26 protein-coding genes are annotated in these 26,994 nt (G+C 62.0%); 2 read left to right on the top strand and 24 right to left on the bottom strand.

The window, feature by feature from the left end; translation table 11 throughout:
* On the bottom strand, nt 1–272 hold a 272-nt coding region (locus M653_RS01000000132500), incomplete at its 3' end, for a helix-turn-helix domain-containing protein (protein ID WP_027143789.1).
* Nucleotides 273–493: 221 nt separating this feature from the next.
* On the opposite strand from M653_RS01000000132500, the gene M653_RS0113295 reads away from it, so the two are divergent.
* Nucleotides 494–1,246, top strand: coding sequence for an SDR family oxidoreductase (locus M653_RS0113295; protein ID WP_027143788.1), 753 nt, complete (start codon nt 494–496; stop codon nt 1,244–1,246).
* Between the two features lie 238 nt (nt 1,247–1,484).
* On the opposite strand, the gene M653_RS1000000138090 is transcribed toward M653_RS0113295, so the two are convergent.
* The 10 genes from M653_RS1000000138090 to M653_RS0113240 all read right to left on the bottom strand — a co-directional run bounded on the left by M653_RS1000000138090 (nt 1,485) and on the right by M653_RS0113240 (nt 11,516).
* A complete protein-coding gene (locus tag M653_RS1000000138090) occupies nt 1,485–1,640 on the bottom strand; it encodes a limonene-1,2-epoxide hydrolase family protein (protein ID WP_280940104.1) in 156 nt (51 codons plus the stop codon).
* A gap of 133 nt (nt 1,641–1,773) precedes the next feature.
* On the bottom strand, nt 1,774–2,076 hold the full coding sequence (locus M653_RS1000000137280) for a hypothetical protein (protein ID WP_198028771.1): 303 nt from the start codon (nt 2,074–2,076) through the stop codon (nt 1,774–1,776).
* Nucleotides 2,077–2,259: 183 nt separating this feature from the next.
* Nucleotides 2,260–2,976, bottom strand: a complete 717-nt coding sequence (locus M653_RS01000000132490; protein ID WP_051442668.1) for an ABC transporter permease — start codon at nt 2,974–2,976, stop codon at nt 2,260–2,262.
* Nucleotides 2,973–3,686 carry an ABC transporter permease subunit gene (locus M653_RS0113275; protein ID WP_027143786.1) on the bottom strand — a complete coding sequence of 238 codons (714 nt, stop codon included), beginning with the start codon at nt 3,684–3,686 and terminating at the stop codon, nt 2,973–2,975. The genes M653_RS01000000132490 and M653_RS0113275 overlap by 4 nt, the downstream gene beginning before the upstream one ends.
* A gap of 76 nt (nt 3,687–3,762) precedes the next feature.
* Entirely contained in the window at nt 3,763–4,560 is a 798-nt protein-coding gene (locus M653_RS0113270) for a transporter substrate-binding domain-containing protein (RefSeq protein ID WP_027143785.1), read from the bottom strand.
* 73 nt (nt 4,561–4,633) lie between these two features.
* Nucleotides 4,634–6,640, bottom strand: a complete 2,007-nt coding sequence (locus M653_RS1000000138085; RefSeq protein WP_084636662.1) for a DUF2817 domain-containing protein — start codon at nt 6,638–6,640, stop codon at nt 4,634–4,636.
* Nucleotides 6,641–6,662: 22 nt separating this feature from the next.
* Nucleotides 6,663–8,189, bottom strand: a complete 1,527-nt coding sequence (locus M653_RS0113255) for an FAD-binding oxidoreductase (RefSeq protein WP_027143784.1) — start codon at nt 8,187–8,189, stop codon at nt 6,663–6,665.
* The gene (gene hisC / locus M653_RS0113250) at nt 8,186–9,307 is read right to left on the bottom strand and encodes a histidinol-phosphate transaminase (protein ID WP_027143783.1); all 1,122 of its coding nucleotides are present in this window, start codon (nt 9,305–9,307) and stop codon (nt 8,186–8,188) included. Before hisC ends, M653_RS0113255 begins: the two co-directional genes overlap by 4 nt.
* 44 nt (nt 9,308–9,351) lie before the next feature.
* Nucleotides 9,352–10,479, bottom strand: a complete 1,128-nt coding sequence (locus M653_RS0113245) for a 2Fe-2S iron-sulfur cluster-binding protein (RefSeq protein WP_027143782.1) — start codon at nt 10,477–10,479, stop codon at nt 9,352–9,354.
* Nucleotides 10,476–11,516 (bottom strand): aromatic ring-hydroxylating dioxygenase subunit alpha, encoded by a 1,041-nt coding sequence (locus M653_RS0113240; RefSeq protein WP_027143781.1) that lies wholly within the window; start codon nt 11,514–11,516, stop codon nt 10,476–10,478. Before M653_RS0113240 ends, M653_RS0113245 begins: the two co-directional genes overlap by 4 nt.
* A 123-nt stretch (nt 11,517–11,639) precedes the next feature.
* Between M653_RS0113240 and M653_RS0113235 the strand changes: the two genes are divergently transcribed.
* Nucleotides 11,640–12,557: a LysR substrate-binding domain-containing protein gene (locus M653_RS0113235; protein ID WP_084636659.1), complete on the top strand. Its 918-nt coding sequence runs from the start codon at nt 11,640–11,642 to the stop codon at nt 12,555–12,557.
* A gap of 195 nt (nt 12,558–12,752) precedes the next feature.
* On the opposite strand, the gene M653_RS0113230 is transcribed toward M653_RS0113235, so the two are convergent.
* The 13 genes from M653_RS0113230 to M653_RS01000000132475 all read right to left on the bottom strand — a co-directional run bounded on the left by M653_RS0113230 (nt 12,753) and on the right by M653_RS01000000132475 (nt 26,963).
* The gene (locus tag M653_RS0113230; RefSeq protein WP_027143779.1) at nt 12,753–13,952 is read right to left on the bottom strand and encodes a mandelate racemase/muconate lactonizing enzyme family protein; all 1,200 of its coding nucleotides are present in this window, start codon (nt 13,950–13,952) and stop codon (nt 12,753–12,755) included.
* Nucleotides 13,952–14,860 (bottom strand): D-2-hydroxyacid dehydrogenase, encoded by a 909-nt coding sequence (locus M653_RS01000000132480; protein WP_051442667.1) that lies wholly within the window; start codon nt 14,858–14,860, stop codon nt 13,952–13,954. Before M653_RS01000000132480 ends, M653_RS0113230 begins: the two co-directional genes overlap by 1 nt.
* Entirely contained in the window at nt 14,860–16,365 is a 1,506-nt protein-coding gene (locus M653_RS0113220) for an aldehyde dehydrogenase (protein ID WP_027143778.1), read from the bottom strand. Before M653_RS0113220 ends, M653_RS01000000132480 begins: the two co-directional genes overlap by 1 nt.
* Before the next feature lie 31 nt (nt 16,366–16,396).
* On the bottom strand, nt 16,397–17,140 hold the full coding sequence (locus tag M653_RS0113215; RefSeq protein WP_156938192.1) for an ABC transporter permease: 744 nt from the start codon (nt 17,138–17,140) through the stop codon (nt 16,397–16,399).
* A 49-nt stretch (nt 17,141–17,189) separates the two neighbouring features.
* Nucleotides 17,190–17,957 carry an ABC transporter ATP-binding protein gene (locus tag M653_RS0113210; protein WP_027143776.1) on the bottom strand — a complete coding sequence of 256 codons (768 nt, stop codon included), beginning with the start codon at nt 17,955–17,957 and terminating at the stop codon, nt 17,190–17,192.
* Nucleotides 17,958–18,021: 64 nt separating this feature from the next.
* Nucleotides 18,022–19,020: an ABC transporter substrate-binding protein gene (locus M653_RS0113205; RefSeq protein ID WP_032935265.1), complete on the bottom strand. Its 999-nt coding sequence runs from the start codon at nt 19,018–19,020 to the stop codon at nt 18,022–18,024.
* A 53-nt stretch (nt 19,021–19,073) separates the two neighbouring features.
* Complete coding sequence (locus M653_RS0113200; protein ID WP_027143774.1) at nt 19,074–20,036, bottom strand: dihydrodipicolinate synthase family protein; 963 nt, start codon at nt 20,034–20,036, stop codon at nt 19,074–19,076.
* A 99-nt stretch (nt 20,037–20,135) separates the two neighbouring features.
* On the bottom strand, nt 20,136–21,236 hold the full coding sequence (locus M653_RS0113195; protein WP_027143773.1) for an ABC transporter ATP-binding protein: 1,101 nt from the start codon (nt 21,234–21,236) through the stop codon (nt 20,136–20,138).
* The gene (locus M653_RS0113190) at nt 21,223–22,374 is read right to left on the bottom strand and encodes a sialidase family protein (protein WP_027143772.1); all 1,152 of its coding nucleotides are present in this window, start codon (nt 22,372–22,374) and stop codon (nt 21,223–21,225) included. The genes M653_RS0113195 and M653_RS0113190 overlap by 14 nt, the downstream gene beginning before the upstream one ends.
* A 42-nt stretch (nt 22,375–22,416) precedes the next feature.
* On the bottom strand, nt 22,417–23,625 hold the full coding sequence (locus M653_RS0113185) for a sialidase family protein (protein WP_084636654.1): 1,209 nt from the start codon (nt 23,623–23,625) through the stop codon (nt 22,417–22,419).
* A gap of 37 nt (nt 23,626–23,662) precedes the next feature.
* Nucleotides 23,663–25,132, bottom strand: coding sequence for an aldehyde dehydrogenase family protein (locus M653_RS0113180; RefSeq protein WP_051442666.1), 1,470 nt, complete (start codon nt 25,130–25,132; stop codon nt 23,663–23,665).
* On the bottom strand, nt 25,129–25,995 hold the full coding sequence (locus tag M653_RS0113175; protein ID WP_198028770.1) for a carbohydrate ABC transporter permease: 867 nt from the start codon (nt 25,993–25,995) through the stop codon (nt 25,129–25,131). The genes M653_RS0113180 and M653_RS0113175 overlap by 4 nt, the downstream gene beginning before the upstream one ends.
* Nucleotides 25,995–26,963, bottom strand: a complete 969-nt coding sequence (locus tag M653_RS01000000132475) for a sugar ABC transporter permease (RefSeq protein ID WP_156938191.1) — start codon at nt 26,961–26,963, stop codon at nt 25,995–25,997. Before M653_RS01000000132475 ends, M653_RS0113175 begins: the two co-directional genes overlap by 1 nt.
* Nucleotides 26,964–26,994: the final 31 nt, after the last annotated feature.

Raw genomic sequence — 26,994 nt, 5'->3', positions numbered from 1 at the left:
ATCTTGCGAAGGCTCGCGTTCGGATCGCCGACGTGAACGTCTGCGTGGCAACCGCTTTCCAATGTCCAGAATTGCTCGACGATGGCTTCAAAAAGTGATGCCTTGGTTGGGTAGCGCTTGAACAATGTCGCGGTCGACACGTCAGCAAGTTTTGCAATCTGCTGAAGTGAAGTTGCTCCGTAACCTTGTTCGAAGAAGAGCTTGGTGGCCGCTGCGACAGAGGCGACGCGCTTCTCCTCCTTGACCCGATCTTGATATGTCTCGCCTGCCATCGCTGTTCCTTAGGCCCTTGCGCCGTCTTGGTGGGTGTAAGCCCATTAGGTAGGCGCAAGCTGGCTAGAAATCAAGGTAAGTGACTTAACTTGACATCCATCTGCGCGCCCCTGTATGAGGAACTAAGTGACTTAACTCATCATCAGGAAATCCACCGATCGGTCGCGAGTTGAAAGTCAATTGCCAGCTTCATTGAGCCAATTGCAAGGAACGGAATCACATGAATCGCCTCAACGGAAAACGCGCCCTTATCACTGGTGGCACTTCGGGCATTGGCCTGGCGACAGCCAAACAATTTTTGACCGAGGGCGCGCGCGTCATGGTCACTGGCAATAATCCTGACTCTATCGAAAGAGCAAAGGCCGAACTTGGTTCGGACGTTCCAGTGCTGCGGGCCAATAGCTCGGACGTGAACGCGCAAAAGAAGCTGGCCCATTCGGCCAAGGAGCATTTCGGCCAGTTGGATGTGGCCTTCCTCAATGCCGGCGTTTCGGTCTGGCAGCCGATCGAGGCCTGGACAGAAGAAGCCTTCGATCAGTCTTTCGCCATTAATGTGAAGGGTCCCTATTTCCTGATGCAGGCGCTCCTGCCCGTCTTCGCAAATCCGGCCTCGGTGGTGTTCAACACCTCGATCAACGCCCATGTTGGCGCCGCCNGGTCNTCCGTCTATGCCGCCACAAAGGCGGCGTTTCTCAACCTATCCAAGACGCTCTCCAGCGAACTCATGGATCGCGGCATTCGCGTCAATGCAGTAAGCCCCGGCCCGGTCGAGACACCGCTTTACGACAAGCTGGGCACTCCGGACGCCTATCGCGCACAGGTCAACAAGGACATTGCAGGGTCCATCCCGCTTGGTCGTTTCGGCACACCGGAAGAGGTCGCCAAGGCCGTCATCTATCTCGCCTCTGATGAATCGGCGTGGACCATCGGCTCGGAAATGATTGTCGATGGCGGTCGGATGCTGAACGGCTGACCGAAGGCGCCGCATCGCTGCCTTGATAAGTTCTAGTTGCGAACTGAGTGGCCTGTCACTCAGTTCGCAAGGCGGCGATACCATGGGGAAGTGTCACGACATGATCCATCTTCGTGATGAGCTAAGAAGGCGTCCTCCGCACCGCTTTCGATATCGCGAGGTCGGGCGGGCATTCACCGATGACGACGAAGGCGGGCATGGCGCCCGCTCCGGCGATGCGGAGGGAATGATCGACGCGTCATCCTGCGGCGAGTTTTGAGACCGCGTTGACGTCGAAATAGTCGCGCCAAGCGACAATGTGATCTCCTTCGATTTCGTAGATTCCCATAAGAGCCATCCTTCCGATCTCGCTGCCATCAGCGCGTTCAAACCGGTCCAGCCGCTCTGTCAGCACGCGGTTTCACCAAGTAGATGCGTGGCGGAAAGGCGGTAGCCTCTCCCGTTACCAAAATCTGATTAACTGGCTGAAAAATATAAGCGATGATCGTTCTCATGGCAGCGTCTCGGACCCGGATTTCGCAATATAATCAATGCGGACCCTTATCAGATTGGGCCTGCATCCTCATATGGGCGACACCGCCGACGACCTCGCCTTCGCCATGGAAACTCACGACGTGGACCATTTTAGACGGCGCATAAAACGTCCCTCGGCTTGAAAGCGCGCTGCTCGCGACTGCGATCTCCTTCACCGGACCGTAGAAAACGGGCACGCGGGTGGCGTGCCGTCCCGGATGTGGACGAAAGGCAATCCCGAGCGTTGAATGGATTTCCTCATGAAAATAGAGGCCCGGCAGATCCGCCGTGAACCCCCATTTTTCATAGAAGGGCACATGTCTTCCAGACAGTAGAGCTGTCGCGGTGCTTGACGTTGACGAGTGCCGGATCGTTCAACGCTGTCCCCATCAACAAGGCACCCAATCCTTTGCCGCGCGAAGTGGATTTGACGATGATCGAAGACCATCGCCTTGCAGCGCATCGCGAAGAACCAGCACCAGACGCGTCATGAAACCACGTCAGATCGATTTGAGTGCGGTCGATTTCTGGCCAGAGGAGGATTCATGCCTCATTAGAAAACGCTCCATGGAACGGATAATCGCGATCAGCAGCAGATTGATCACCAGGTAGAGCACTCCGGCAATGGCGAAAATCTCGAAGATCGCGAAGGTCTGGCTCATCAGCCGCTTGGCATAGCCGGTGATTTCGAGCACGGTGATTGTCGAGGCAAGGCTGGTCCCCTTGACGACCAGGATAAGCTCGTTGCCATAGGCCGGCAGCGCCTGGCGGATGGCGAGCGGGAACTCGATGCGCCGGAAACGCAGCATGCGCGACATGCCGCACGCCTGAGCCGCCTCGACGAGACCGACCGGAACGGACATCAATCCGCCGCGCAGGATTTCGGATGTATAGGCAGCCGTGTTCAAAGCAAGCGCCAGGACGGCGCAGCGCGATCCGTCGCTGATCACCCACCACAGAGCCGCGTTGTCCTTGATAAGGGAAAGCTGGCCGAGCCCGTAGTAAAACAGGAAGATCTGCACCAGCAGCGGAGTCCCGCGAAAGACGGTACTGTAATATTTGGCGAAGCCCGACAGGAGCCAGTTCGACGACAGCCGCATGAGCGCCAGTCCGAGACCGAGATTGAAGCCGATCAGCACCGAAACGAAAGTCAGTGCGGCTGTGACCCATAGGCCCTTGAGCAGAACGGGAACTGCAAGCTGGATGAGTTCTATCATACTGCTTTTCTCGTCCGTAGCCTGAGCAGGCGTTCGATCCCGTCGAAGCCGGCCTGGCTTACAAGCGTGATGGCGAGATAAACCACCGCCGCAATCAGGTAGAAGATGAACGGATGGCGGGTGGAGTTCGCGCCGATGAAGGAAATGCGCATCAACTCCTGAAGGCCGACCACGGAAACCAACGCGGTGTCCTTGATCGTCGTCTGCCAGACATTGTTGATGCCGGGAACCGCGATGCGCAGCATCTGCGGGGCGATGATGCGGCGAAAGATCCGGGCGCCCGACAGGCCTAGCGCGCGAGCGGCCTCGATATGCCCGTCCGGGATCGCGCCCAGAGCCCCGCGTACAACCTCGGTCGAATAGGCGCCGGAGATCGCGCCGATGGCGATGACCGCGATGACGAATGCATAGCCGCTCTCCGCGACGCCGGCATAGCCGAACGCAGTCACGACCTTGGTCACGAATTCAACCGAGCTGAAAAACAGCAGGTAGATAATGAGCAGTTCGGGCACGCCGCGCACCAGCGAGGTATAGGCATCAACGAGCAGCGAAAGCGGAAATATCCGGGCCCATTTGATCAGCCCGCAGACAATGCCGATTACCAGACCGGCTGCCATGCTGACTAAACCCACAAGGATTGTGATCGACGCGCCACGCAGGATGGCGGTCACCCAACCCGCTTCCCAAACCTGCCAGAGACCGAATTCCATCTGAGTTGCCTTAGTCTGTCGTGCCAATGAGACGCATGCGCCCGGCTGTCCGGGCGCATGCCAGAATTCCAAGGCGTTATTTGCAGGGCCGGGAAATGTCCGTCTTGAACCATTTCTGGCTGGCCTTGCCGACCGAGCCGTCTGCGATCAACTCGCAAAGCGCCTTGTCGATCTTGGCCTTGAGTTCGGTGTTTTCCTGCGCGATACCGACGCCGATGCCCTCGCCAAGCGTCGGATCGAACGTGCTCTTGATCTCAACGCCTATCAGCTGGAAGTTCTTGCCATCGGGCTTGTCCAGAAAATCCTGCAAGGCGGATTGATCGGCGAAAGCGGTGTCGATACGGCCGCTCGCCAGGTCGATCTGCATCTGGTCGAGTGTATCGTAGGTTTTCAGGTCGGCATTCGGCGCACGCTTCTCGAGGAAATGCGCGTGGGTCGTGCCGGCCTGCACGCCGACCTTCTTGCCATCGAGCGATTTCAGCAGCGTGTCGACATCGGTGATGGCGGCCAGATCAGAACCTTTGGCCGCGACGAACATGTTGGCCAGTTCGGCATAGCCGACGCTGAAATTGATCTCCTTCTTGCGGTCGGCGGTGATCGACATACCCGAGATGATGACGTCGAAGCGCTTGGCCTTCAGCGCCGGGATCAACCCATCGAAGGCCTGCACGACGAAATGGCAGGTCACCGCGAGTTTCGTGCACAGCAAGGCGCCGACATCGGCGTCGAAGCCGGTGACGTTGCCGTTGGCATCGGACATGCTCCATGGCGGGTAGGCGCCTTCGGTACCAATGGACAGCTCGCCTTCGGCTGCCAATGCGCTGCCCATGCTTCCCGCTAGACACGCGAGCAGCATCAAGACTTTCAGTTTCATATCAGTTCCCCTTGTTGTTGATCTTCATTGCCGTTGTCCGGTGCGAACCGGACGCTTCGAGGATGCGGCTTCCTCACAGCGTCCGTGCCAGGAATTGGCGTAGACGCTCCGAGCGCGGGCTGCCGAACAGCTCCGCTGGTGCACCCTCTTCCTCCACCTTTCCCTGGTGGAGAAACAGAACCTTGTGGGAGACCTCGCGCGCGAACTGCATCTCGTGCGTCACGAGGATCATGGTGTTGCCCTCCTCCGCCAATTGACGGATCACCCGCAGCACCTCACCGACCAGCTCGGGATCGAGCGCCGAAGTCGGTTCGTCGAAGAGGATGACCTTGGGCCGCATCGCCAGCGTGCGGGCGATCGCAGCCCGTTGCTGCTGGCCGCCGGACAACTGACCGGGATAATGGGCATGCTTGTCGGCGAGCCCGACTTTCTTCAACAGCGCGAGCGCGTGTTCGATGGCTTTCTCGCGCGGCTCCTTCAGCACATGCCGGGGCGCCTCGATGATGTTCTCCACCACCGTCATGTGCGGCCACAGATTGAAGTTCTGGAACACCATGCCGACGCGGGCGCGAATGCGTTCGACCTGCGCCATGTCGGCCGGCCCGAGACGGCCGTTGGACAGCGGCTTCATCTTGATGAGTTCGCCGTCGATGGTCACCTTGCCGCCGTCCGGCTGTTCCAGAAGGTTGATGCAGCGCAGGAACGTGCTCTTGCCCGAACCTGACGAGCCGATCATGGAAATGACTTCGCCAGCGTGAGCGGTGAGATTGACGCCCTTCAGCACCAGAAGCGAGCCGAAGCTCTTGTGAAGCTCGTCGATCTGCACGGCCGGCGTCGTGGTCTTCGCCTCGTCGGCGGACACCGGATCGACCACCACAACGGCGCGAGCCGTTGGCGGTATCCGTTCGCTCCCGGTGGTCTCGTCCAACGCCACGGTCCGCAGGTCGGCCAGTGCACGGTCGAAATAGCGCAGACTGCTCGACAGGCAGGTGCGCTGCCAATCCGGATCGACCGGAATGAAGGCCGAGCGCAGCGTGTCCCGGATCCGCTTGCCCAGTGGCGAGTCGAGCTTGCCGAACAGATGCAGCCAGTTGTCGGCCTGCACCGCTTCCATGACCGCCGGGCCGTCCAGCGTGCCGCATTCGACGACAAGCGGCAGCACGCGCGCGTTCGGCATTGCCTTGCGGACGGCGTCGGAGACATAGCCGGTCGCCGTCGCGGCGATGCCGGTGCCTGTCTTGGCGCCGGGGCCGGTCAGCACGGTCGACAGCGCCGGCCCGAAAATGGATTTGCCCCACGCAAGACCGTCATGCTCGGAACTCGCCACCGAAAGCAGCGCCGGATAGCCGTAGGGGCCCGCCCCCGTGTGCAGATCAAAGACGATGACTTGACGCGCCTCGCGGGCAAAGGTCTTCAGGATTGCGTTTAGCGTCCTGTTCGACCAGACCGGGCCGCCGCCACCATAGAACATCCCGTCGGCGAACTCATACTGGCCGGCCTCGACGATCGCCGCCAGCCCGGCATGTCCAAGCCTCCTGCGCGCCATGGCCAGCTTCTCGTCGGCCGCTACGCGGTCCGGCCCCTCCCATTCGCGGTATGCCACGGCGTCGTGCAGGCCGGCATAGCCGTTGTTGACCGGGATAGTCGAAGACCAGTCGATGAAGTTGCGGTTGAGGTCGACATTGTCTTCGTTGACACGCCGCGACCACGCGGTGCCCCACGGATTGATGAGGTGAATGGCTAGGATTGCCGTGTCATCAGCCAAGCGCCGCGGGTTCTTCTGGCCGAGCCAGGCGGTCTGGCAGGCCGAGCCGAACGGCCCCTCGACACCATGCGTGCCGGAGATGAGCACGATCAGCTTGCGCGCATCGCGACGGCCAAGCAGTGCCACATCCGTCGCCAGCACCCCGCCATCAGGCCCGTTCAGCGGATGGACATATTCAGACAGTTCCGCGCCCGCCCGCTCGGCTGCTTGGCGAAATTCTTGACGCAAGGCGCCGAAATCACAGGCATAGGCCGGGGCCGGCTCGTCATGGGGCATCGTCGATCCCACTGGATGGCTGGCGGTCAATCCGTTCATTCCCTGTGGTTCCGGCATGGGGTTACTCATCGGTGAGGTCGCTCACGTTCTTGAAGGGCAATCGGCGCTCGCTGCCGGAATGAGACGGCCTGGAGGACCGGACGAACCAGGCGTCGCAGGGAAGCACCTTGTCGGGGTTCATGACCGACTGATCGTCCAGCACTCGTTTCACCCGCTCCATCACGGCGAGCTTCGTCGGGTCCGCCGTCGCCAGCAGCGAATGGATGCGTTTCGACCCAACACCGTGCTCGGCGGAAAAGGAACCGCCAATTTGCCGCAGTTGTTGATACAGGACGCCCTCGACAGCCTCCGCCATGTCAAGGCCAAGCGGGCCCTTTCGGTTTAAGATGATGTGCAGATTCCCGTCGGCCAGATGTCCGAAGACATAGGGCGCGAGACCCGGTTCGATCGCAGCGAGCCCAGGCAGAATCCTCTCAAGGTAGACCGCAATTTCCGACAGAGGCACCGACACGTCGAAGGAAGGCGCATGGGGATGGGCACGGTAGAGCACGCTGGTGTCCTCGCGCAGCCGCCACAAATCGTCCTCTTGCCGCCGCGAGGCGGCAACGATGCCGGTCGCTTCGGGATAGTGCTCCATTACTTCCGAATAAATCCGCTCGAAATCCTCGCGCAGCGCCTCTTCGCGCGCGCCGCCAAGGGACAGCAGCAGGAACAGCGGGTGGTCGAGCGGCACGCCAGGTTCGGACCATTCATGCGCGGCAGCGGCCAGACCGAAATACGAATTCCACATCGCTTCCGCCGCACGCAGATGCCCGGCATCCGATTCAAGTGCCAGGCGAATAGTCCGCAGAGCGGCCTCGACCGACCGCAACCCGAATAGCGCGGTGGCGCTGGCTCGCGGCAAAGGGTCGAGCTTGACCACCGCGCGGGTGACGACGCCGAGCGTGCCCTCGGCGCCGATGAAGAGGTGCTTCAGATCGTAGCCGGCGGAATTCTTCACCACCCGCGTAAGATCGGAATAGACCGATCCGTCGGCCAGCACGGCCTCGAGGCCAAGCAAGCGATGGCGCATGACGCCGTTGCGAAAGGCCATCACGCCGCCGGCATTGGTGGACACCATGCCGCCGATTGTCGCCGATCCGCGCGCCGCGAGATCGATGCCCGGCTCCAGCCGGTATTCGCGCGCGGACTCTTGCAGCGCTTCAAGAGTGACGCCGGCGCCGACGACGGCCACGCGTTCGACAGGATCGAGCCGCTCGATGCGGTTCATGCGCGTCATCGAAAGCACGACCTCGCCTGGCCGCGAAACGCTGCCGCCGACCAGGCCGGTCTTTCCACCTTGCGGCACGATCGGGATCTCGTTTTGGCGGCAGATGCGCACCACCGCCGCGACTTCGGCGGTCGATAAAGGCGCAACGACGATGCCGGCGTCACAATCCGCGCCATTCGAGCCAAGGTCGATCGCCCCGGCATCCTCTCCGGTGCGCACATTCGCCGCACCGACGACATCGCGGATCGCGTCGACAATCGACGGCGGCACCGCCTGGTCGGTCGAGTTCATTTGCCTTGGAGACGCGAGGCCGGTCATCTCGCCACCATTTCTTGAAGTGCTGCGATCAGCCGGTCGTTGTCAGCCGGCAACCCGATGGTGGCGCGCAGGTAGTGCTCGTAGCCGGCCTCGCGCCATGCCTTGACGATGATCCCTTGCTTCAGGAGACCGGCGGCAAGTCTCGAACTGTCGCCCTTGCAGTCAAAGAACAGGAAGTTTGTTTGCGACGGCGCAACCCGGAAACCAAGGGCGGCAAGCGCGGCGGCTGCGCGCACGCGCTCGGCCCTGACGCGGCCCGCCGACGCCTTCATCCAGCCTTCGTCGGCGAGTGCGGCGATGGCCGCGATCTGCGCCGCCGCATTGACGTTGAACGGTGTCTTGGCAGCGGCGATCACCCTTGCCAATTCGAGATCCGAACAGACGGCATAGCCCACGCGCAATCCCGCCAGGCCATAGGCCTTCGAAAATGTCCGCAGCACCACATGATCGATGCCGCTGTCGCGCAGGACCTCGATGCCGTCGGGCGCGCCGGGATCGGCAAACTCGAAATAGGCTTCGTCGAGGACAAGAAGCGTGCCTGGCTGCACGGCGCCGATCAGCCGTTGCAGGCTGGAATGGTCGAGGCCCGGCCCGACCGGGTTCCATGGCGAGGATATGAAAACGATCCGCGGCTCGGCGGCGATTGCCGTTTCGAGCGCGGCAAGATCGAACCCCATGTCCGGCGTCATCGCAATCTTGACGACATCAGCCCCCATCGCCAGGGGCTCTATCTCATGCAGGCCGAAGCTCGGCACTGTGGTAACGACAGAGGCGCCTGGTACCAGAACGGCGCGCGAGATGGCGGCGATCATCTCCTCGGAGCCGTTGCCGGCAACGATCAGGCCGGGATCGATCGCCAGCCTCTCGCCAAGCGCTGCGCGCAGCGCCGTGCAGGCCGGATCGGCATAGCGCCAAGGTTCGAACGATGAGGAGGCCAATGCGGCCATGACGGCGGGGGAGCAGCCATCCGGGTTCTCGTTGCTAGCCAGTCGGGCGATGTCTTGGCGGCCACTCAGCGCCCGCGCCATCGCGATGTTCATGCCGGCATTGTAGGGCGGCAAGGCAGCGATATGCGGATTGAGCGGCAGGCTCGACGCTGGTTTGACCGATTGTTCCAAATCCCGACTTCCGTTCTCCGCCCACACGCGGCACCACGATCTTCTCAAATATCCAGGACGACTGATCCGCAGGGCCTAGAGCAGCACAGCAGCACCTCGCCTGCCCCAAGCTCGTCCAGCGGTTCTTCGAAATAGGCCACGTCGCCCGAGACCAGCCGCGACTTGCATGTGCCGCAGATGCCGGACCGGCAGCTGAATTCCGGTTCCAGACCCTGATCCTCGGCAAAGTCGAGCAGCGATGCGGCGGAGCCATTCCAGATGGCCTTGAGTCCCGATTTTCGGAACTCCACGGTTGTTGCCTCGCCTGCCGGCGCGATCCCCGCCGTCTGCGCGACAACCGCAGGGATTGGTACGGCATCAGGCTCAAGCACCGTCGCCGGGCCGAAAAATTCGTAGGCGATGCGGTGCTTCGGCACGCCAAGCTCGCGCAACATGGCGTAGATCGCCTGCATGAACGGCGGCGGACCACAGAGGTAGAAATCGTAATCGTCTATCGGCAACAGGCGCTGTAGCACGGCCCGCGAAATCATGCCTTCGCTGTGGAAGTGTTGCTCGGCCTTGTCGCGTTCGGACGGGGATCGGTAGCAGTAGTGCGCGGTCAGGCCTGGCCGTGTCGCCACAAGGCCGGTCACCTCGTCGCGCAAGGCATGCACGTCGCCGTTTTCGCAGGCGTGAATGAACACGGCACAGCGGCACGGCATCGAAGCCAGCCTATGCAGCATCGAGACCATCGGCGTCAGCCCGACGCCGCCGCTGAGCAGCACGACTGGACGGCTGCTCGCATTGTCGAGCACGAAATCGCCGCGCGGGCCTTCGGCCTGAAGTATGTCGCCGACTTCGATCCGGTCATGCAAGAAGCATGAGCTTATCCCGTCAGGCAGGCCAGGCGCTGCTGCTGCTTCCCGTTTCACGCTGATCCGGTAGCGGCCCTTGCTGGCCGGAGAACAGGAAACGCTGTAGTTGCGCAGCACATATCCCTTTTCGCCGGCCGCCTGCGGCACGGGTATCTTGAACACCAGGAACTGGCCCGGCTCGAAATCGCGCCAGTCCCGCGGATTGACCGGCTCCATATGGAACGACGTGATGATGGCGCTTTCGCGCACCTTCGCAACCACCCTCAGGTCGCGAAATCCGCTTCTTGCGATGGTGTCGCGAGCGGTGAATGCGTTCATTCGGCGGCCGCCAATTGCTGGCTTTCGCTGGCGATCAGCTTGGCCAGGTTGCGGCGAAAACGCAGCGGCCCGACATCGATCTTGAGATCGAGATTGGGTGTGCGCTTGTTGGCCATGCCTTTGTGCACGGCATTGAGCACGGTGCGGTCCTCGTCGAAAGCGCCGCGCACGGATGTGGCGAACTGGCGCGACACCTCCAGATCGTCGGGAGCGAAATTGCGCATCTGGAACCAGTAATATTTCGTCTGGTTCTCATCGACCGGCGTCATGAAGTTATAGCTGTCCATGAGGAACACGTCGTCGTGCAGCGGCTTGCCCTCGCCCCCGGTGCGGGCCGGCACGAAAATCGCCTTGATGATCGCGTTGGAGGGGTAACGCACTTCGTAGTGCTGCTTGCGGTCGCAATTGCCGGAGAATTTGAGGAAGGGCGCATAGAACGGCGCTGGCGCGGCATCGATCACCCAGCGCCATACGGTCACGCCGTCCTCGCCGACGGTGGTTTCGAGCGGCGCATCTTCCATAGCCTGGACACCGCCGAAGGAAGATTGATGGACCCACGACACATGTGATGGATCGAGCAGGTTGTCCGTCATGTAGAGATAGTTGCAATCCAGCGCCATCGACTCGCCGCGATTGACACCCCATGCCGGATCGCCCCAGTGGTCGACCGCAAAAATCAGCGCGGGATCGGCCTTTGCCGCCTCGCCCATCCAGACCCAGAGCAGCCCGTAGCGCTCGGCGATCGGATAGGACCGGACGCACGCGACATGCGGTATCTTTTCCGCGCCCGGCACTCGCGTGCAGGTTCCCGTGCTGTCAAAGGTCAGGCCGTGATAGCCGCATTCAACCGTGTCGCCCTTGATGCGGCCCATGGACAGCGGCAGCTTGCGATGTGGACAGGCGTCTTCGAGCGCCGCCACCATGCCGTCGGTACGGCGGTAGAGCACAATGTCCTCGCCAAGGATCCGGGTCGGAACCAGCCGGTCGGCGATCTCATGATCCCATGCGGCAACGTACCAGCAGTTTCGAAGAAACATGGCGTCCTCCCGAGCTTGTGAACGCCAAAACGAATATCTTGCGGGCCGGGGACGACATAGGGCTTGCATCTGCGTTCTATTTTAGAAAAACTAAATCAAGCTGACCCCAGGATCGTTGCCCAGGTGAAGAAACCGCCCCCGCTGCGCGCGATACAAGCCTTCGAGGCCTTCGGTCGATGTGGCAGTGTAACGGCTGCGGCAAACGAGCTTGGCGTTTCCGTCGGCGCGGTCAGCCAGCAGATCCGCAAGGCGGAAGAGGCACTCGAAGCCAGGCTGTTGGAACGGCGCGGCAGGAGTGTCGCACTTACCGCGCTCGGCCGCGTCTACCACGCAGCGGTTTCCCTCGGCTTCGAGCAGATACGCGAGGCCCAGGATGTTATCGAACGGGCCCGGTCCGCCGACACTTTGACCATCTCCTGCCTGCCGTCGCTCGCCAGCAAATGGATTGGCCCGCAATTGCTGGATTGGCAGATCGCGCATCCGGGCGCAACAGTGCGCCTGGTCGGCGCCGAGACGGAACCTCGGTTGGACACCGAAGAGGTCGACTTGCGTATTTCCTACGGCGCCAAGTACCGTGATTTCGAGCACTACACCGAGTTGTTCACCGATTGGGTTGTACCGGCCTGCTCGCCGACGCTGCTGGCCAAACATATGATCCGCAAGCCCGCCGACATTCTCGATTTGCCGCTTCTCAGCATCGAATGGGCGCGCGACCACCGCTCACCTCCGACATGGGCGGAATGGGCGGCAAGCATCGGCGCGGTGTACCGCAGGACATCGGGCGAAGTCGCCTTTTCCCTGTCGAGCGCGGCGATCGATGCCGCAGCCAATGGCAGGGGCTTCGTGCTGGCGCAACTGTCGATGGCCGCCGACGACATCGCCTCGGGCAGGCTCGTCGCCCCATTCGACAAGCGCATCAGGCTGCCGGAGCCCTATTTCCTCGCCTGGGACCGCGCGATGCTGGAGAAGCCATTTGGTCCGGAGCTACGAGCCTGGATTGTTTCGATTTCCAAGCGACTGGGTGCAACCTTGGCAGGATAGCTGATCTGGAAGCCATGTTCTGGAAGGGTTGAGTCAAACGAGCGGGCCAAGCAAAGACGCAATGGTGCCAACAGGCTGTCTCTATTGTTCGTTCCAGACTACGTTTTATGCGGCTTCTGGTGCACAAAGCCTGAACTCCGACGGATAGTGGGGGTCGGTTCCGAATCGTCACGCTCGATCCCAACTTCGCTGATGTCAGATCGACCAATAGCTGTCCGGCGGCGGGCCCCAATCGGTCAGCACGCATGAATAGACTGCCGTTTCGTCAAATGGATAGCGCGCTTCCATCTCCGGCGTCAGCGTCAGTCCGAGTCCAGGGGCCGTCGGCCGGATTAGACGTCCCATTTCGATGCGGCCCTGGTCGCCGATCATTTCGGCACCGAGCGGGAAATCGAGCATAGGATACTCGACCAGCTTGCCGCCGGCGGCGAAGGCAGCGTGATAGCTCGCCATGATGGCGGCAGCACCGCCCCAAGCGTGTACCACGACATCCGTCGGCTTGACCTTCGCAGCCTTGAAGACATCCATGACAGCCGAAATGCCGCCCATCACCGAGGCGTCGGGCTGGACGAAATCATAGACATCGGCGTTGATGCGCTCGATCATCTCCTTGGGCGTGGTGACGATCTCGCCCCCACAGACCGGCACGTCGATACGGCCGCGAAGTTCGCGGAACGCATCAGGCTGGTCAGGGCCCAGAGCTTCCTCGACGAAGACCATCCGCTGATCGGTCAGCGCATGCACGCCTTCGACGAAGGCGACGACGTCCTCGACCGCCTGCGGCGGATCGGCAAGGTTCTGGCACATGTCGACGCCGACCCTGATGCCGCGCCGTCCGGCCTCGTCCAGCACCCAGGCCGTGCGCAGGATATCGCGCTTGACCGAACGAATCTTGTAGATTTCGATGCCGAGTGAACTCAGCATATCGAGTTCCCGCAAGAACTGTTCCTTGGCGTCGCAACAGCCGCCCGAGCCGTAGATCTGGATCGACTCCGCCTGCGCGCCGCCAAGAAGCTCATAGACAGGAACACCGAGACTCTTGGCCTTGGCGTCCTGCAAGGCAATCTCGAAGGCCGCGATGACATGGCGTGCGGCGCCCTGAAGCGACCAGTAATCGCACAGGCTGCGCAGGTCCTTGACCCGGCGCTCTATGTCGAAGCCGTCCTTGCCGAGCACCTGGGGACGGCAGAGGTCGACGATCGCCTGGAAGACCAGCGGCGCGAACACCGCCAGGTAGCCCTCTCCCAATCCTGTCACGCCGTTATCGAGCGTGACTTCGACCATGCCGATGGTGCGCTTGGGACCATTGGGGAAGCATTCCTTGATCTCGGGGTCGTCGGCATCCGCATAAGGCGACGACAGCAGGATGCAACGGATTTGGACGATGTCGGGCATCAGTATCCTCGTGAGAAATCGACGACGCCTTCGAGCGGCACGCCGGCGCGAAAGCGCGAAAGGTTGGCGAGAAAGAGATCGATCTTACGGTCCAGCTCGTCGGCCGTCCCGCCGGCCGAATGCTGGGTCAGGATCAGATTTGGGATTGCCCAGAAGCGGTGGCTGGGTGGTAGTGGCTCCTGACGGGTCACGTCGATCACGGCTCCGCTCAGCCGACCCTCGTCCAACGCATCGGCAAGCGCGTCTTCATCAACGATCGACCCGCGGCCGAAATTGCAGAAGACCGCTCCGGCCGGCAGCTTGCCCAGCCGCGCGGCATCGAACAAGCCTCTTGTCCCAGCGGTGTCGGGCGCCGTGCAGACGACAAGGTCCGCTTGGCCCAAAGCCTCGTCGAGGACCGAGGCGGGGCTGCCCCGCGTGATCGGCTTGATTGAGCATCCGAATGGCCCCAGCAATTCGGCAAGACGCCGGTTTATGGCGCCGTGGCCAACGAGTACGACCGCCGCGCCCTTCAGGCTGCGCAGGCTCGTCCTCAGCGGATCACCTACCCAGCGATACTCGGACTGGAACCTGACCAGGACATCGATGCCACGATAAAGCGCGAGGATGCCGGCAAGCGCGGTCTCGGCCACCGGATCGGCGAAGAAGCCGGCAAGATTGGTTACGGTGACCCGGCCGTCGGGACGCGTCCAGTCAAGGCCAACGTATTCGCCGAAGCCAACGGATTCGAGCTGCATCCAGCGCAGTTTGGTATTGGCCAGGACAGTGGACGCTTCTGGATTGCCGAAGACAATCTCGCAATCACATGCCGCATCCTCGGCAAACAACTTGACCGGGAGGTCCCCGACTCCGCCTGCGAGGCGGGCAAGCTGCTCCCGCGAGAGCGTTACGCAGACCGCGATCTCCATCACCGCCCGCCCGTCGGCGGCGTCGTGCTGATCCAGATCGTCTTGGTCTGTACGTACTGGTCCATGGCTTCCGTGCCGTTGTCGCGCGCCAGCGAGCCGGAGCGCTTATAGCCGCCGAACGGCGTCTTGACGTCGCCTTCGGAAAAGCCGTTGATCGAGACCGTCCCGCAAGGCAGCCGCCGCGCCATATGGATGGCGCGGTCGATGTCCTTGGTGAACACGGTCGCGTGCAGGCCGTAGTCGGTATCGCGCGCGATCTGCAGCGCCATCTCCGTTCCGGCGACGGGCAAGATGCCAAGGACAGGGCCAAAGATCTCCTCACGGGCGATGCGCATCGTGGGTGTCATGTCGGCAAACACAGTGGGCTCGATGAAGTAGCCTGGCCCTATCGAGCCGCCGCCGGCCAGCATGCGGGCGCCTTCGGCCGATGCGCGCTCGATGTAGCCCATCACGCGCGCCTGATGTTCGGCGGTGACCATGGCGCCGATGTTGGTCGCGGGATCGAGTGGATCGCCGACACGGAATGCCTTGGCGCGGACGGTGACGCGGTGCGCGAACTCCTCAGCCAGGCTGCAGTCGACGAGCTGCCGCATGTTCGCGGAACAGTTCTGGCCGCCATTCCAGAACGCCGACATCGCGGCATGCTCGATCAGATCGTCCGTGAGATCGGCATCATCCAGCACGATGAATGGGCTCTTGCCGCCCATCTCAAGGCCGATCACCTTGAGATTGCTTTCGCCGGCATAGCGCAGGAAGTAACCGCCCACCTCCGTCGATCCGGTAAATGAGACGATGTCGATATCGGGGTGACGGCCGATCGCCTGCCCCGTGGTTTCGCCGAGGCCCGGCAACACGTTGAGCACACCATCCGGGATGCCGGCTTGCTGCGCCAATTCGGCAAGGCGCAGGACAGACAATGGCGTCTGCTCGGCGGGCTTCACCAGGACAGAGCAGCCGGCGGCGAGCGCGGGCGCCATCTTCCAGGCTGCCATCAGCAGCGGGAAATTCCATGGCAGGATGAGGCCGACCACGCCGGCCGGCTCCTTGACGATGAGCGCCAGTGCATTCTCGCCCGTGGGTGCGACCTTGCCGAACGACTTGTCGGCGAGTTCGCCATACCACTGAAAGAAGTTCGGAACCTCGCGGCCGATCTCGTTGGCACAATCGGTGACGGTCTTCCCACTGTCGATGCTTTCGAGGACGACGAGTTCGTCGGTATGGGCGCGTACGAGGTCGGCGAGCCGCAGCAGCGCTTCCTTGCGAAACTCGGGCGCCGCCCGCGACCAGGCCCCGTGTTCGAAGGACCTGCGGGCAGCCCTGACGGCGCGGTCGACATCGGTTCCGCCGCAGTGCGCCACGGCTGCAATGACCTGGCCGGCCGCCGGATTGATCGTGTCGAAGGTCGCGCCGTCGGCTGCCGCGGTGAACTTGCCGTCGATGAAGGCGAGGCCGTTCGGAGTCAGCTTCGAAGCGATCGCATGGGCGCCATCTTTGGTCAGGGTCACGTCTTGGTCTCCGTCGGATGCGTTATAGAGGTCAGTGTGACTGGCGCCGCACCGAGATGTGCCAGGGAATGAGAAGGCGTTCGGCGAGCGTCACCACGCCGAACAGGGCGAGGCCCAGGATTGTCAGGAAAAAGATGCCCGCGAAGGCAAGGTCTGGACGCATGTTGCCGGTGACAATCTGGATGTAGAAGCCGAGCCCCTGGTCCGAGCCGATGAACTCCGCGATGGCGGCGCCGACTGTCGCGTTGATCGCGGCGTATTTGAAGCCGACGAAGCATTGCGGCAGCGCCGCCGGCAGCCGGACCTTGACGAAGGTCCGCCATGCACTCGCACCGGTCGAGACGCTGAAGCGCGATAGTTCCTCGCTCAGCGAACTGAACGCGAGAATGGCGTTGAGCACGATGGGGAAGAAACAGACCAAGAAGACGATGATCACCTTGGGTAGCAGGCCGAAACCCAGCCAGGAGATGAAAAGCGGCGCGAAGGCGATCTTGGGCACCATTTCGACGCAGACGAAAAACGGGTAGATCGTGCGGCGCAGGATGGATGAGAATGCAATGGCGAGGCCGAGCGGCAGCGCCAGAATCACCGCCACCGCATAACCAAGCACGACCTCCACGCCGGTGATCCAGGTGTAGTAGAGCAGCCGGTCGATATCCGCCCAGCCCTTTGTAACGATCACCGACGGGGGCGTCAGGATGTAGCGCGGGATTCCGAACCAGGCGACGGAGTACTGCCAGACCAGGAAGAACACCGCAAAGAAGGCAATGGACATCCAGGACTGCGCAATCCAGCGGGCCACGCGCTCAGGTCGAGAGGGGCGATCAGAGGACGCCATAGCCGCGAAACATCTCCTGTGCCTGCCGGACGTAGCCGATGAATTGCGGGCTGCTCTTGACCTCGAAATCGCGTGGATAAGGCAGATCGACGGAAATCATACGCTCGATGCGTCCGGGTCGCGGCGTGATGATGGCCACGTGGGTCGAGAGTTGGATAGCCTCCTCGATAGAGTGGGTTACCAACACAACGGTCGGATGGCGCTGCATCCACAGCGCCTGCAGGTCGGTGCGGATTGCTTCCCGGGTCATGGCGTCGAGCTTGCCGAGCGGCTCGTCGAGCAGCATGGTCGCGGGCTGATGCACCAATGCCTGGCAGAAGGCGGCACGCTGCTGCATCCCACCGGAGAGCTCGTGCGGGTAGCGATGCTGGAAATCATGGAGATGGACCGAAACGAGCAATTCGTCCACGCTGGCGCGATGGGCGGCCAGCGACAGACCTCTCAGTTCCAGCTGCAGCTCGATGTTTCCTCGCACGGTGCGCCACGGCACCAGCGTGTTGTCCTGGAACATAATGCCGATGTCGGTCTGCGGTCCGGCGACGGTGCGCCCGTCGATGGCGATGCGGCCCCTCGTAGGGTTGAGCAGTCCGGCAATCATAAGCATGAGGGTGGATTTGCCGCATCCAGACGGCCCGAGCAGCGAGACGAACTCACCCTTCTCGACCTTGAGGTCGACCGGTCCGAACGCGTGCAGGGCGCCCGGGCCTGATCCGAACACTTTCTGCACGCCCTCAAGTTCGATAAGCCGATTCATCGGTCCAATCTGTTACTGCACGGCGCGAGGACCGGAGTGACGGCAAGCCACTCCGGTCCGCCGATTACTTGACGAAATCGTTCGTGTAGAACTGCGTGGCCGCGACCTTGGGGTCGAGGTCATTGTACTTCTTCATCAGGGTCACCATGCTTTCCCAATCGGAGGGCACGTTGAGGCCGAGCGTCTTGTCCTTGTTCGCGGCCGAATAGAGAAGGCTGAGCGTCACATCGAGCACCGCGCGGGCCTGCGCTTTTCCCTCGTCCTCGTTCATCGTTCCGCCGACGATGTCACCGATCGCCGCGATCGCGGCGTCAGGATTGGCCTCGGCCGCCTTATAGGACTTGATGGTGGCCTGCACGAAGCGTTTTACGAGGTCCGGGTTTTTCGCGACCATCTCCTTGCGAGCAACGATGCAATATCCGATCTGATTCACGCCATAGCTTGAATAAGGAAAGACCACTGGCGCGGCTCCGCCGTTCTTCTTGATCTCGGCCGGCTTGTCATCAATGCCGCCAAGCATGCCCACCGTGTCGCCGGCACCTTGCAGATAGCTCGATACAAGTGCGCCGTCAGGCACGTTGGTGAGCGTGATGTCCGAAGGCGCAAGGCCGGCCGTGGAAAGGACGATCGGAAAGAACGTGTTGACGCCGGCATTGGATGTGGTGAGCAGCTTCTTGCCCTTGAGGTCGGATACCTTGGTGATGGCCGCGTCGGAGCGAACCAATATCGCATCCGATCCCATTGCATCGATCACCGCGACCGAGATCAACGCGGCACCCTGCGAGGCGAGATTCACCATTGATCCGCACGAGCCATAGGAAAAGTCGCTGTCGCCGTTGGCGACGAGGCGGTGAGCGGAGCCCGAACCGTTGCCTGAACGAATATCGAGATTGATTCCGGCTTCCTTGTAGAAACCCTTCACCTTGCCTAGGGCAAAGCCGGCATGGGAGCCGTAATACATCCAGTTGAGGCGTAGCTTCACATCGTCGTCGGCTTTGGCGGCGCTGACGAGCAACATGGTGGTTGCCACGGCTCCGAGCATCAAATTCTTGAAATTGGTCATAGCAGTCGCGCTCCTGTTGGTTTGTTGCTTCTTGTTATGTTCCCCATGTTTTCCTAGTTGGCCACGAGGCGCGGCACCCCCGCGGCTCGCATCATGTCAAGCGTCCTGGCACGATAGTTCTGTCGAATGTCACGCGTTGGCGGGCGGCAGCGGCTCGACGGCAGTCCGATCAATTCCATGCACAATTTGTCGAGATAGCCGTCACCGCTCGTATAGTCTTTCTCGATCTCGACCCAAAGTTTGTAGAACGGCATGGCCTCCTCCACCATCATGCGCGCGATCTCGGTGTAGTTCTGCGCCTTGACCTCATCGATCAGCTTTATTCCCCATTCCGGCCAGTAGTTGCAGAGATGCACCTCGAAGGCTTGGGCGCCCAGTGACGGCATCGCCGAGTAGGGAAAGAACAGATTGTTGTCGATGATGGTGAAGCGCTTGGAAAAATTCGAGGTGACGTCCTCGAATTCCATGGCGTCCGTTCGCGGCGTCGCCCATTTCAGGCCGACGACATTGTCGACTTTGGCCAGACGATCGATCATGCCGAACGACAGGCTCGTCGATGTCCAGAACGTGTTGTACACGATGATGCCGATGCGGGGCGCCGCCTTTGCCGCGGCCATGACGAACTCCTCGAAATCGGCTTCTGTGTGAGTGAAGTAGAAGGGGCACGAGACCTGCAGGAAATCGAACTCCATCGACTGCGCCGCCTGGGCCAGCCGCACCAGTTCCAGCGTGCTGGTCGATTGCCCGCCGAAGGCAAGGGGAACACGCCCCCGTGCTTCGTCGACAACGGTTTCGCCAACGCCGATCCGCTCCTCCAATGACATCGTCGAAAAGTCGCCCGCCGCCCCGCCAGCCAGCAGCGTGGCATATTCAGTGTTAAGGCCATTTTCGATCAGGAAGCGCACATAGGCCCTGATCGCCTGATGATTAACCGGAAAGCCGATGCTGTCCTCGAATGCCGTCGGTATCGTCACGTAGCATCCAGCCAGCCGCGATTTCAGTTTTTCAAAGTCCACGGTCATCTCCTCTTGCGGGCCGACGCCGGCGCCATCCAGTGTTTCGCTTTGACCCTCACTCGCGCACGTAGGACACGCTGCGCGAAGGATGTCCTGACCCTAAAGTTCCCGTTTGAGCGCAATCGTCTTGCCATCCCTGGCGAACAACTGCGCCTTGCGCCAATCGACCCCTACCTCGCATGGTCCCGTCCCGACGGTTCTCGCGTCCTCGTTGCCCTGGCGCATGATCAGAGCGCCGGCCGGATGTGCCGGCGCATGCAGGAAACTCTCGCCGCCGAGCCGCTCCACGAACTCGACTTCGGCCCGCAGCCGCGGACCGGCCGCGCGGTGGGTGTTGAAATGCTCGGGCCTGATGCCGACGGTGATACTGCCGGAGAGCGCCGTCGGGCGCGCGAGGTCGACTTCGAGGCCGCCGGTGGTTCCCGGGATTTGCAGCGTCAGGCGCGTGCCATCCTGCCTCTCGATCGCGGCCTCGAGGAAGCTCATCTTGGGCGCCCCCATGAAACCGGCGACGAAACGGTTGCAGGGCGCGTCGTAGATCTGCGCCGGGGTTCCGAACTGCTCGATCACGCCATCGCGCAACACCACGATCCGGTCGGCCAGCGTCATCGCCTCGGTTTGATCGTGCGTGACATAGATCATGGTGGCGCCAAGGCTTCTATGCAGCTTGGCGAGTTCGAGCCGCATCTGAACGCGCAACTCGGCATCGAGGTTCGACAGCGGCTCATCGAACAGGAACACTTCGGGTTCGCGCACGATCGCCCGACCGATCGCCACGCGCTGGCGCTGTCCCCCGGAAAGCTCCTTGGGAAGCCGCCCCAGCAGTGGGCCAAGCTGAAGCGTCTCGGCGACGGCGGCGACCTTCCTGTCGCGCTCGGCTTTGGGCAGGCCCTGCATCAGCAAGGAGAAGGCCATGTTCTCGGCAACCGTTTTGTGCGGATAGAGCGCATAGCTCTGGAACACCATGGCCACGCCGCGATTTGCCGGCGGCACGCCGCGCATCGGCTTGCCGCCGATCGCCACCGTGCCGCCGCTGATCGGCTCGAGGCCGCAGATCATGCGCAGCAAAGTCGATTTTCCGCAGCCCGACGGCCCTATGAAGACCAGGAATTCACCATGCTCGACCGTCAGATCGACGCCTGGGATAATGATCTTCTCGCCATATTTCTTGGAGACGCCCGAAAGCTCAACCTTGGCCATGAGCAAGTCCTTCCTGGCGCCAGCCATCAGCGTCGGGCACCAGAACGCTGGCGTGGATACCTGTGATGCCTTGAGAATCCTGCGCGTAGTAAACGACGTAGAGACTGCCGTCGGCGCGCAGCGCCAGCGACGGATAGCCCAGGTCCCGGTTGGGAAGGCCCGCGCGGACCAGGTAGGGATCGGTCGAATTCCAGCTGTTTCCCTTGTCCTGGGAGAGATATAGCGCGATGCCGAACGGCGCGCGCCGTCTCCCCGCGACGCAGGCAATGCGGCCGTCGTCGAGTTCCACCATGTCGGCTGGATAGTCCTTGATTCCGGTCGGCGATGGGGCGCTCCATGAGACACCGCCATCCGCCGAACCGACGATATGCAGGATGCGCGAGACGTTGTCGCGCAGGAGCATGACGATACGTCCATCGCGCAGCAGGATGGGTGCCGGCTCCTCGAAGGCATGCCCCTCGCCCGCCGCGACAAGGCGCGGCTTGGACCAGCTTTGGCCACCATCGCCCGACCGTACGGTGAAGACGGCGGCATAGTTCGGTACATCGCAGAGCGGCAGCATGATTTCGCCGCCGACCTCGATTCCACCGCGCATTCCATAGCCGCCGCTGAAAGGCGCCGTGTCGATGCGCGCCGAGCCGGTGAAGGTGTTTGCGCCGTCTACCGAACGATGGACCCATGTCTGCCCGCCACCGCGTGCCCAGGGGTAGCTTTCGGATAGCGTGGAGGTTCGCGGCGTCCAGTCCTGGAGTTCAGCGGCCATGGCGTCAGCGCCCATCAGTTGCCCCGGCCCTGTATAGGCGCCCGGCGCAAGATAGGCCTGCGCGTAGGCGAGCGTATGCCAGTCGAACCGCCACTGGTTCAGCAGCACAGCGCCCGAACGCAGCGGGGTGAGGCCGGCGCATTCCACGCCTTGCCAGCCGAAGTCGGGGACCACGGAAGGAGGCGACCAGCTTCTCCCCTCGTCCGCCGATCGCATCAGCATGTTGCAGTACAGCGGGTCCTGCGGTGGATGCAGAACCCCGGCACGGCGGCGCGACTGCGTGAAGACCAGCAGCCAATTGTCGTTGGCCGCAACCGCGAGATGCGGATGCGCGCTGTATGCATGCGGATCGCAATGGACCGTCTGATGATCCATTCGAGGTATCGAGGCTGCCGCGCCGGATGTCATTGTCAGGGCTCAGATCCGGAAGCGCGTGCAACGGACATATTGCAGCGGCTTCGGATCGTCGCTCCATTCGTGATACGAGCACACGATCGCGCCGTCCTGCGTCTGTACGACGCTGGGATAGCCGATGTGCTGGTAGATGCCGGGGTGGTTCCAGTCGACACCACCGCCCTCGATCTTGCCGGAAGCCGGCGTCATCCGGCTCGAACCGGGGGTCTCGGTCACGGTCTGGCCGGGCACGCCGCCCTCGCGAACAACGAACTCGTTGTTCACATCCCAGGTTACGCCGTCGTCCGAAATGATCGCACGCACGCCATAAGGCGGCCGGCGATAGCCGTAGACCATCAGATAGCGACCATCCTGAAGCGCGATCAGCTCCGGCGGATAGCCCCAGATGTTGGTCCATTTCGGCGGGGTCCAGCTGAAGCCGTCATCCTTGGAGACAATCATGACCATGTTCTTCGCGTCACTGGTCGGATTGACATGCGTGCGCATGAAGCAGACCAGCCTGCCGTCCGCGAGCCTGACCAGGCCGGGCTCCTCGTAGTCGATGATGCTGGCCGGGTCGTAGCCCAACGTCGAGAAATACTCCCAATTGTCCCCGCCATCGTCCGAGCGCATCAACGCCGAGCGCGTGCTTTCGCCTTCACCCTCTTCCTCATAGCCATGAATACGCCCGTAAAGACCCATCAGCAGCGAGCCGTTCGGCAGTTCCCAGCAGCCAAGGCGGCAGCCGCCATGCTTGAGCGGGCGTACATTGACCGGGATGGGCTGGGTCCAGGTCTCGCCGCCATCCTTCGACTTGACGACGAAGGTGCCGAGCCAGGCCTGCGTCTTGTAGGCCCACGTCCAGTCGCCCCATTCCTTTGTGTTGGGATGAGAGCTCCACGATGGCTGTTCAGGCTTGATGCCGCGCTTGAAGAAACCGGTGATGGTCAGGTTGACGATGAGCGTGCCATCCTGGGTTTCACAGATGCCGCAGTCCCAGTTGCCCTGCGTTTCGGACCACGGCAGCACGACCTTTGGCGGGCTCCAGGTCTTGCCGCCATCCCTGGAGCGGGTCATCAGCGTCTGGCCGCTGTCGTGATGGAACGGGAAGCGCTCTTCGTTGAACACCGCCAATATATCGCCGTTCTTTAGAAGCCGTGTCGCGATCTGGTTGACGCAATGCGCCTTATCCTTGAAGATCGTGAAGTGTTCAACGTCTCTCATAACAGTCATTCCCTGATTTCCTCGTTGGGATGTCTTATCTTACGGCCTACAGTCGGATGCCGATGTTCTTGATGCTGAGATAGTTGCGGATGCCGGGCAGTCCACGCTCACGGCCGACTCCGCTTTCCTTGATGCCACCGGTCGGGGCCTGCACGCCGCCGATGAACCAGCCGTTTATCCAGACCGAGCCGGCCTCGACGTCGCGGGCGAATGTCAGGGCGCGCGAGATGTCACGGCTGTAGACGCCGGCGACGAGCCCGAAGCCGAGGCCGTTGGTCATGGCGAGCGCCTCGTCGGCGGTATCGAAGGACAGCGCCACGGCGACGGGACCGAAGATCTCTTCGCGGGCCAGTGCGCTGGCCGGATCGACGCCGTCAAAAATGGTCGGCTCGATGAAATATCCGTTCTCGAGCCCTTTCGGACGGCCGCCACCAAGCCGCACCGTCGCGCCCGACGCCCGACCCTGGTCGACGTAGGATCGTACCTTGGCATTTTGCTCCTTCGAGACCAGCGGTCCGAGATCGCAATTGTCGAGGCCCCGTCCGACGGTCAGCTTGGCCGCGCCCGCCGCCAGCCGATCGAGGAATTCCTCGCGGATCGATCGATGCAGCAGGAATCGCGATGATGACGAGCACACCTGGCCGCTGTTGCCGAAAGCGCCGTCAAGCGCATCGAGAGCGGCCCTCTCCAGATCGGCATCCTCGAACACCACCATCGGGTTCTTGCCACCGAGTTCTAGCACCACTGGCTTCAGCCCCTGTGCCGCGCCAGCATAGATCTTGCGCCCGGTTTCGACCGAGCCGGTGAAGGTGACGCCGCGCACCAGGGGATGTGAGACGAGCGCCGCCCCGGCGTCCTCGCCGAAGCCCGCCACGACATTCACCACGCCATCGGGCAATCCTGCCCGCTGGCAGAGCTCGGCCAAGGCAAGCGCCGTGAGCGGTGATTGCTCGGCGGGCTTGATCACCACCGTGCAGCCCGCGGCAAGTGCCGGCGCCACGGAGCGCGCGACCATGCCCAGGGGATAATTCCAGGGTACGATATGGCCGGTCACGCCGATCGGCTCCAGCATGGTGAAGTCGACGAAATCGCGGCCGAGCGGAATCGTCGCCCCCTCCATCTTGTCGGCGGCGCCGGCATTGTAGCGCAGCGTCGCGCACACGCCCCTGATGTCGCCGAGCGCCTCCTTGACCGGCTTGCCGACATCGAGCGTTTCGAGCAATGCAAATCGCTCGGCATCCGTCTCCAGCAAATCCGCCAGTTCGAAGAGCAACCGGCCGCGTTCGGCCGGGCTCAAGCCGCGCCAGTCTCCATGCAGCGCGCGGTGCGCGGCCCTGACCGCGGCATCGATATCGCCGGCTGCGCCGCGCGCCACGACCGCCAACACCGCTTCCGTGCTGGGATCGATCGTTTCGAAGGTCCGGCCATCGGCGGATTCTCGCCACTTGCCGTCGATGAAATGCCGACTTGGCAGCGGGTCGATGAGATCGGTGCGGGAATAGGTTCGTACCGTCATTGTTTCACGCTGCCCTGGGAAAGACCTTGGATGAAATAGCGCTGCAGGAAACAGAACAGCAGCAGGCTCGGGATGCTCAGGATCGTCACTGCGGCCATGGCGACGCTATAGCCCTCGATCTGGGTTTGCGTTCCGACCACCGGTGTGAAGGCCGCGACGCCGACCGGAAGCGTCTTCATCGACTCATCGAAGGTGACGAGAAGCGGCCACAGGAAGTTGTTCCAGTTCAGGGTAAAGATGATGACCGAAGCCGCGATCGCCGGTGCCCGTGCCAGCGGCAGTGCAATGCGGAAGAAGAGGTTGAACGGTCCCGCACCGTCCATTTTCGCAGCCTCCTCGAGTTCCTTGGGGAACGACATGAAGAACTGCCGGAAGATGTAGACGCTGAAGACATTGCCGATCGATGGCAGGATGAGGGCCTGGTAGCTGCTTGCCCAGCCGATTTTGACAAAGCCGAGCAGCAGCGGGATCACCGAAACCTCGGTGGGTATCATCAGCGAGGCGAGGAAGATGTAGAACAGCGTGTCGCGGCCGGGAAACCGCATGCGCGCCAAGGCGTAGCCAGCCATCGCGCCGAAGAGCACGCAGAGGAAGGTCGAGACCGTCGCCTGCACCACGCTGTTGAAGCCCCAGCGTATGACAGGATAGTCGAAGACCTTGATATAGTTGTTCAGGGTGATCCGGTGCGGGAGCCATTCGATGTCCTTCGTCATGACATCGCCTGGAAACTTGAACGACGTCGAAACCATCCACACGAAGGGCAATGACCAGAGCCCGGCAACGGCCAGGCCGAGCGGCCAGATGAGCAAATCCGCTCGCTCCAGTCCGCGCGCCTCGAGCTTTTCGTCGATCCAGGCGCTCATCATGCGCGCTCGCTGAGGAGAAAGCGCTGGGCTGCGGTAATCGCGAGGATCAAGGCAAACAGCATGAGGGAAACCGCGGCCGCATAACCGAACAGGTTTCTGACGATCGCGAGATTGTAGATGTAGTGGATCGGCGACGACGACGAACTGGCCGGCCCCCCATTGGTCATGACGTAGACCTGGCTGAAGATGCGCAGCGTCGAGATCAACTGCAGCGTCACCACCATGCTGATGACGGGTCGCAGATGCGGCAGGATCACATGCTTGAACCGCTGCCAGCGGTTGGCGCCGTCCACCCGCGCCGCGTCAAAGATCTCGCCTGGAATATCCTGCAAGGCAGCCAGGAACAGCACGAAGGCAAGGCCCAGGTCCCACCAGACCGAAGCGATGCTGACGCCGACCAGCGACCAGCGCGTGGAGGTGAGCCAGGGGATGTCGTCGAAACCGAGAAAGGACAGGTAGTAGTTGACGAGCCCATACTGGGTGTCGAGCATCCAGACCCATACAAGCCCGATCACCGTCGCAGATACGACCGTGGGCGCGAAAAAGAGCGTGCGCGCCAAACCCGACAGCGGATAGCGCTTGTTCACGTAAAGCGCGAATAGCAAGCCGAGCCCAGTCACGCAGGGCACGATGATGAGGCCATAGAGAAAGACGTTCTTGAAGGCGACTGCCACCCACTGGTCGGCAAACGCCTTGTGAAAATTGTCGAGCCCCACCCATTTTGGCGCGCCAACAATGCTCCAGCGCGTGAACGAGACATAGACGCCGAACAGCACCGGAAGGATGTTGAACAGGAAAAACGGCAGCGCGAAGAAAGCAACGAGCAGATAACCCGCGCGATCGGTCGGGTGGCGCTCGGCTCCGAAGTTGCCGTGGCCTTGCAGGATTGCCGTTGTCATGTCGATCTGTCCATCTTGCGGCAATGCTCGCGCGGTGCCCGTCGCGGGTGTCGGCGCGACGGGCAAGGGATCCGCCAGGGTCCCGGGAAGCTATCCC

The organism is Mesorhizobium sp. WSM3626, from assembly GCF_000513935.1.
GTDB classification, from domain to species: domain Bacteria; phylum Pseudomonadota; class Alphaproteobacteria; order Rhizobiales; family Rhizobiaceae; genus Mesorhizobium; species Mesorhizobium salmacidum.
The sequence above is the reverse complement of the archived record's forward strand: the minus strand, read 5'-3'. Positions and strand labels throughout refer to the sequence as shown.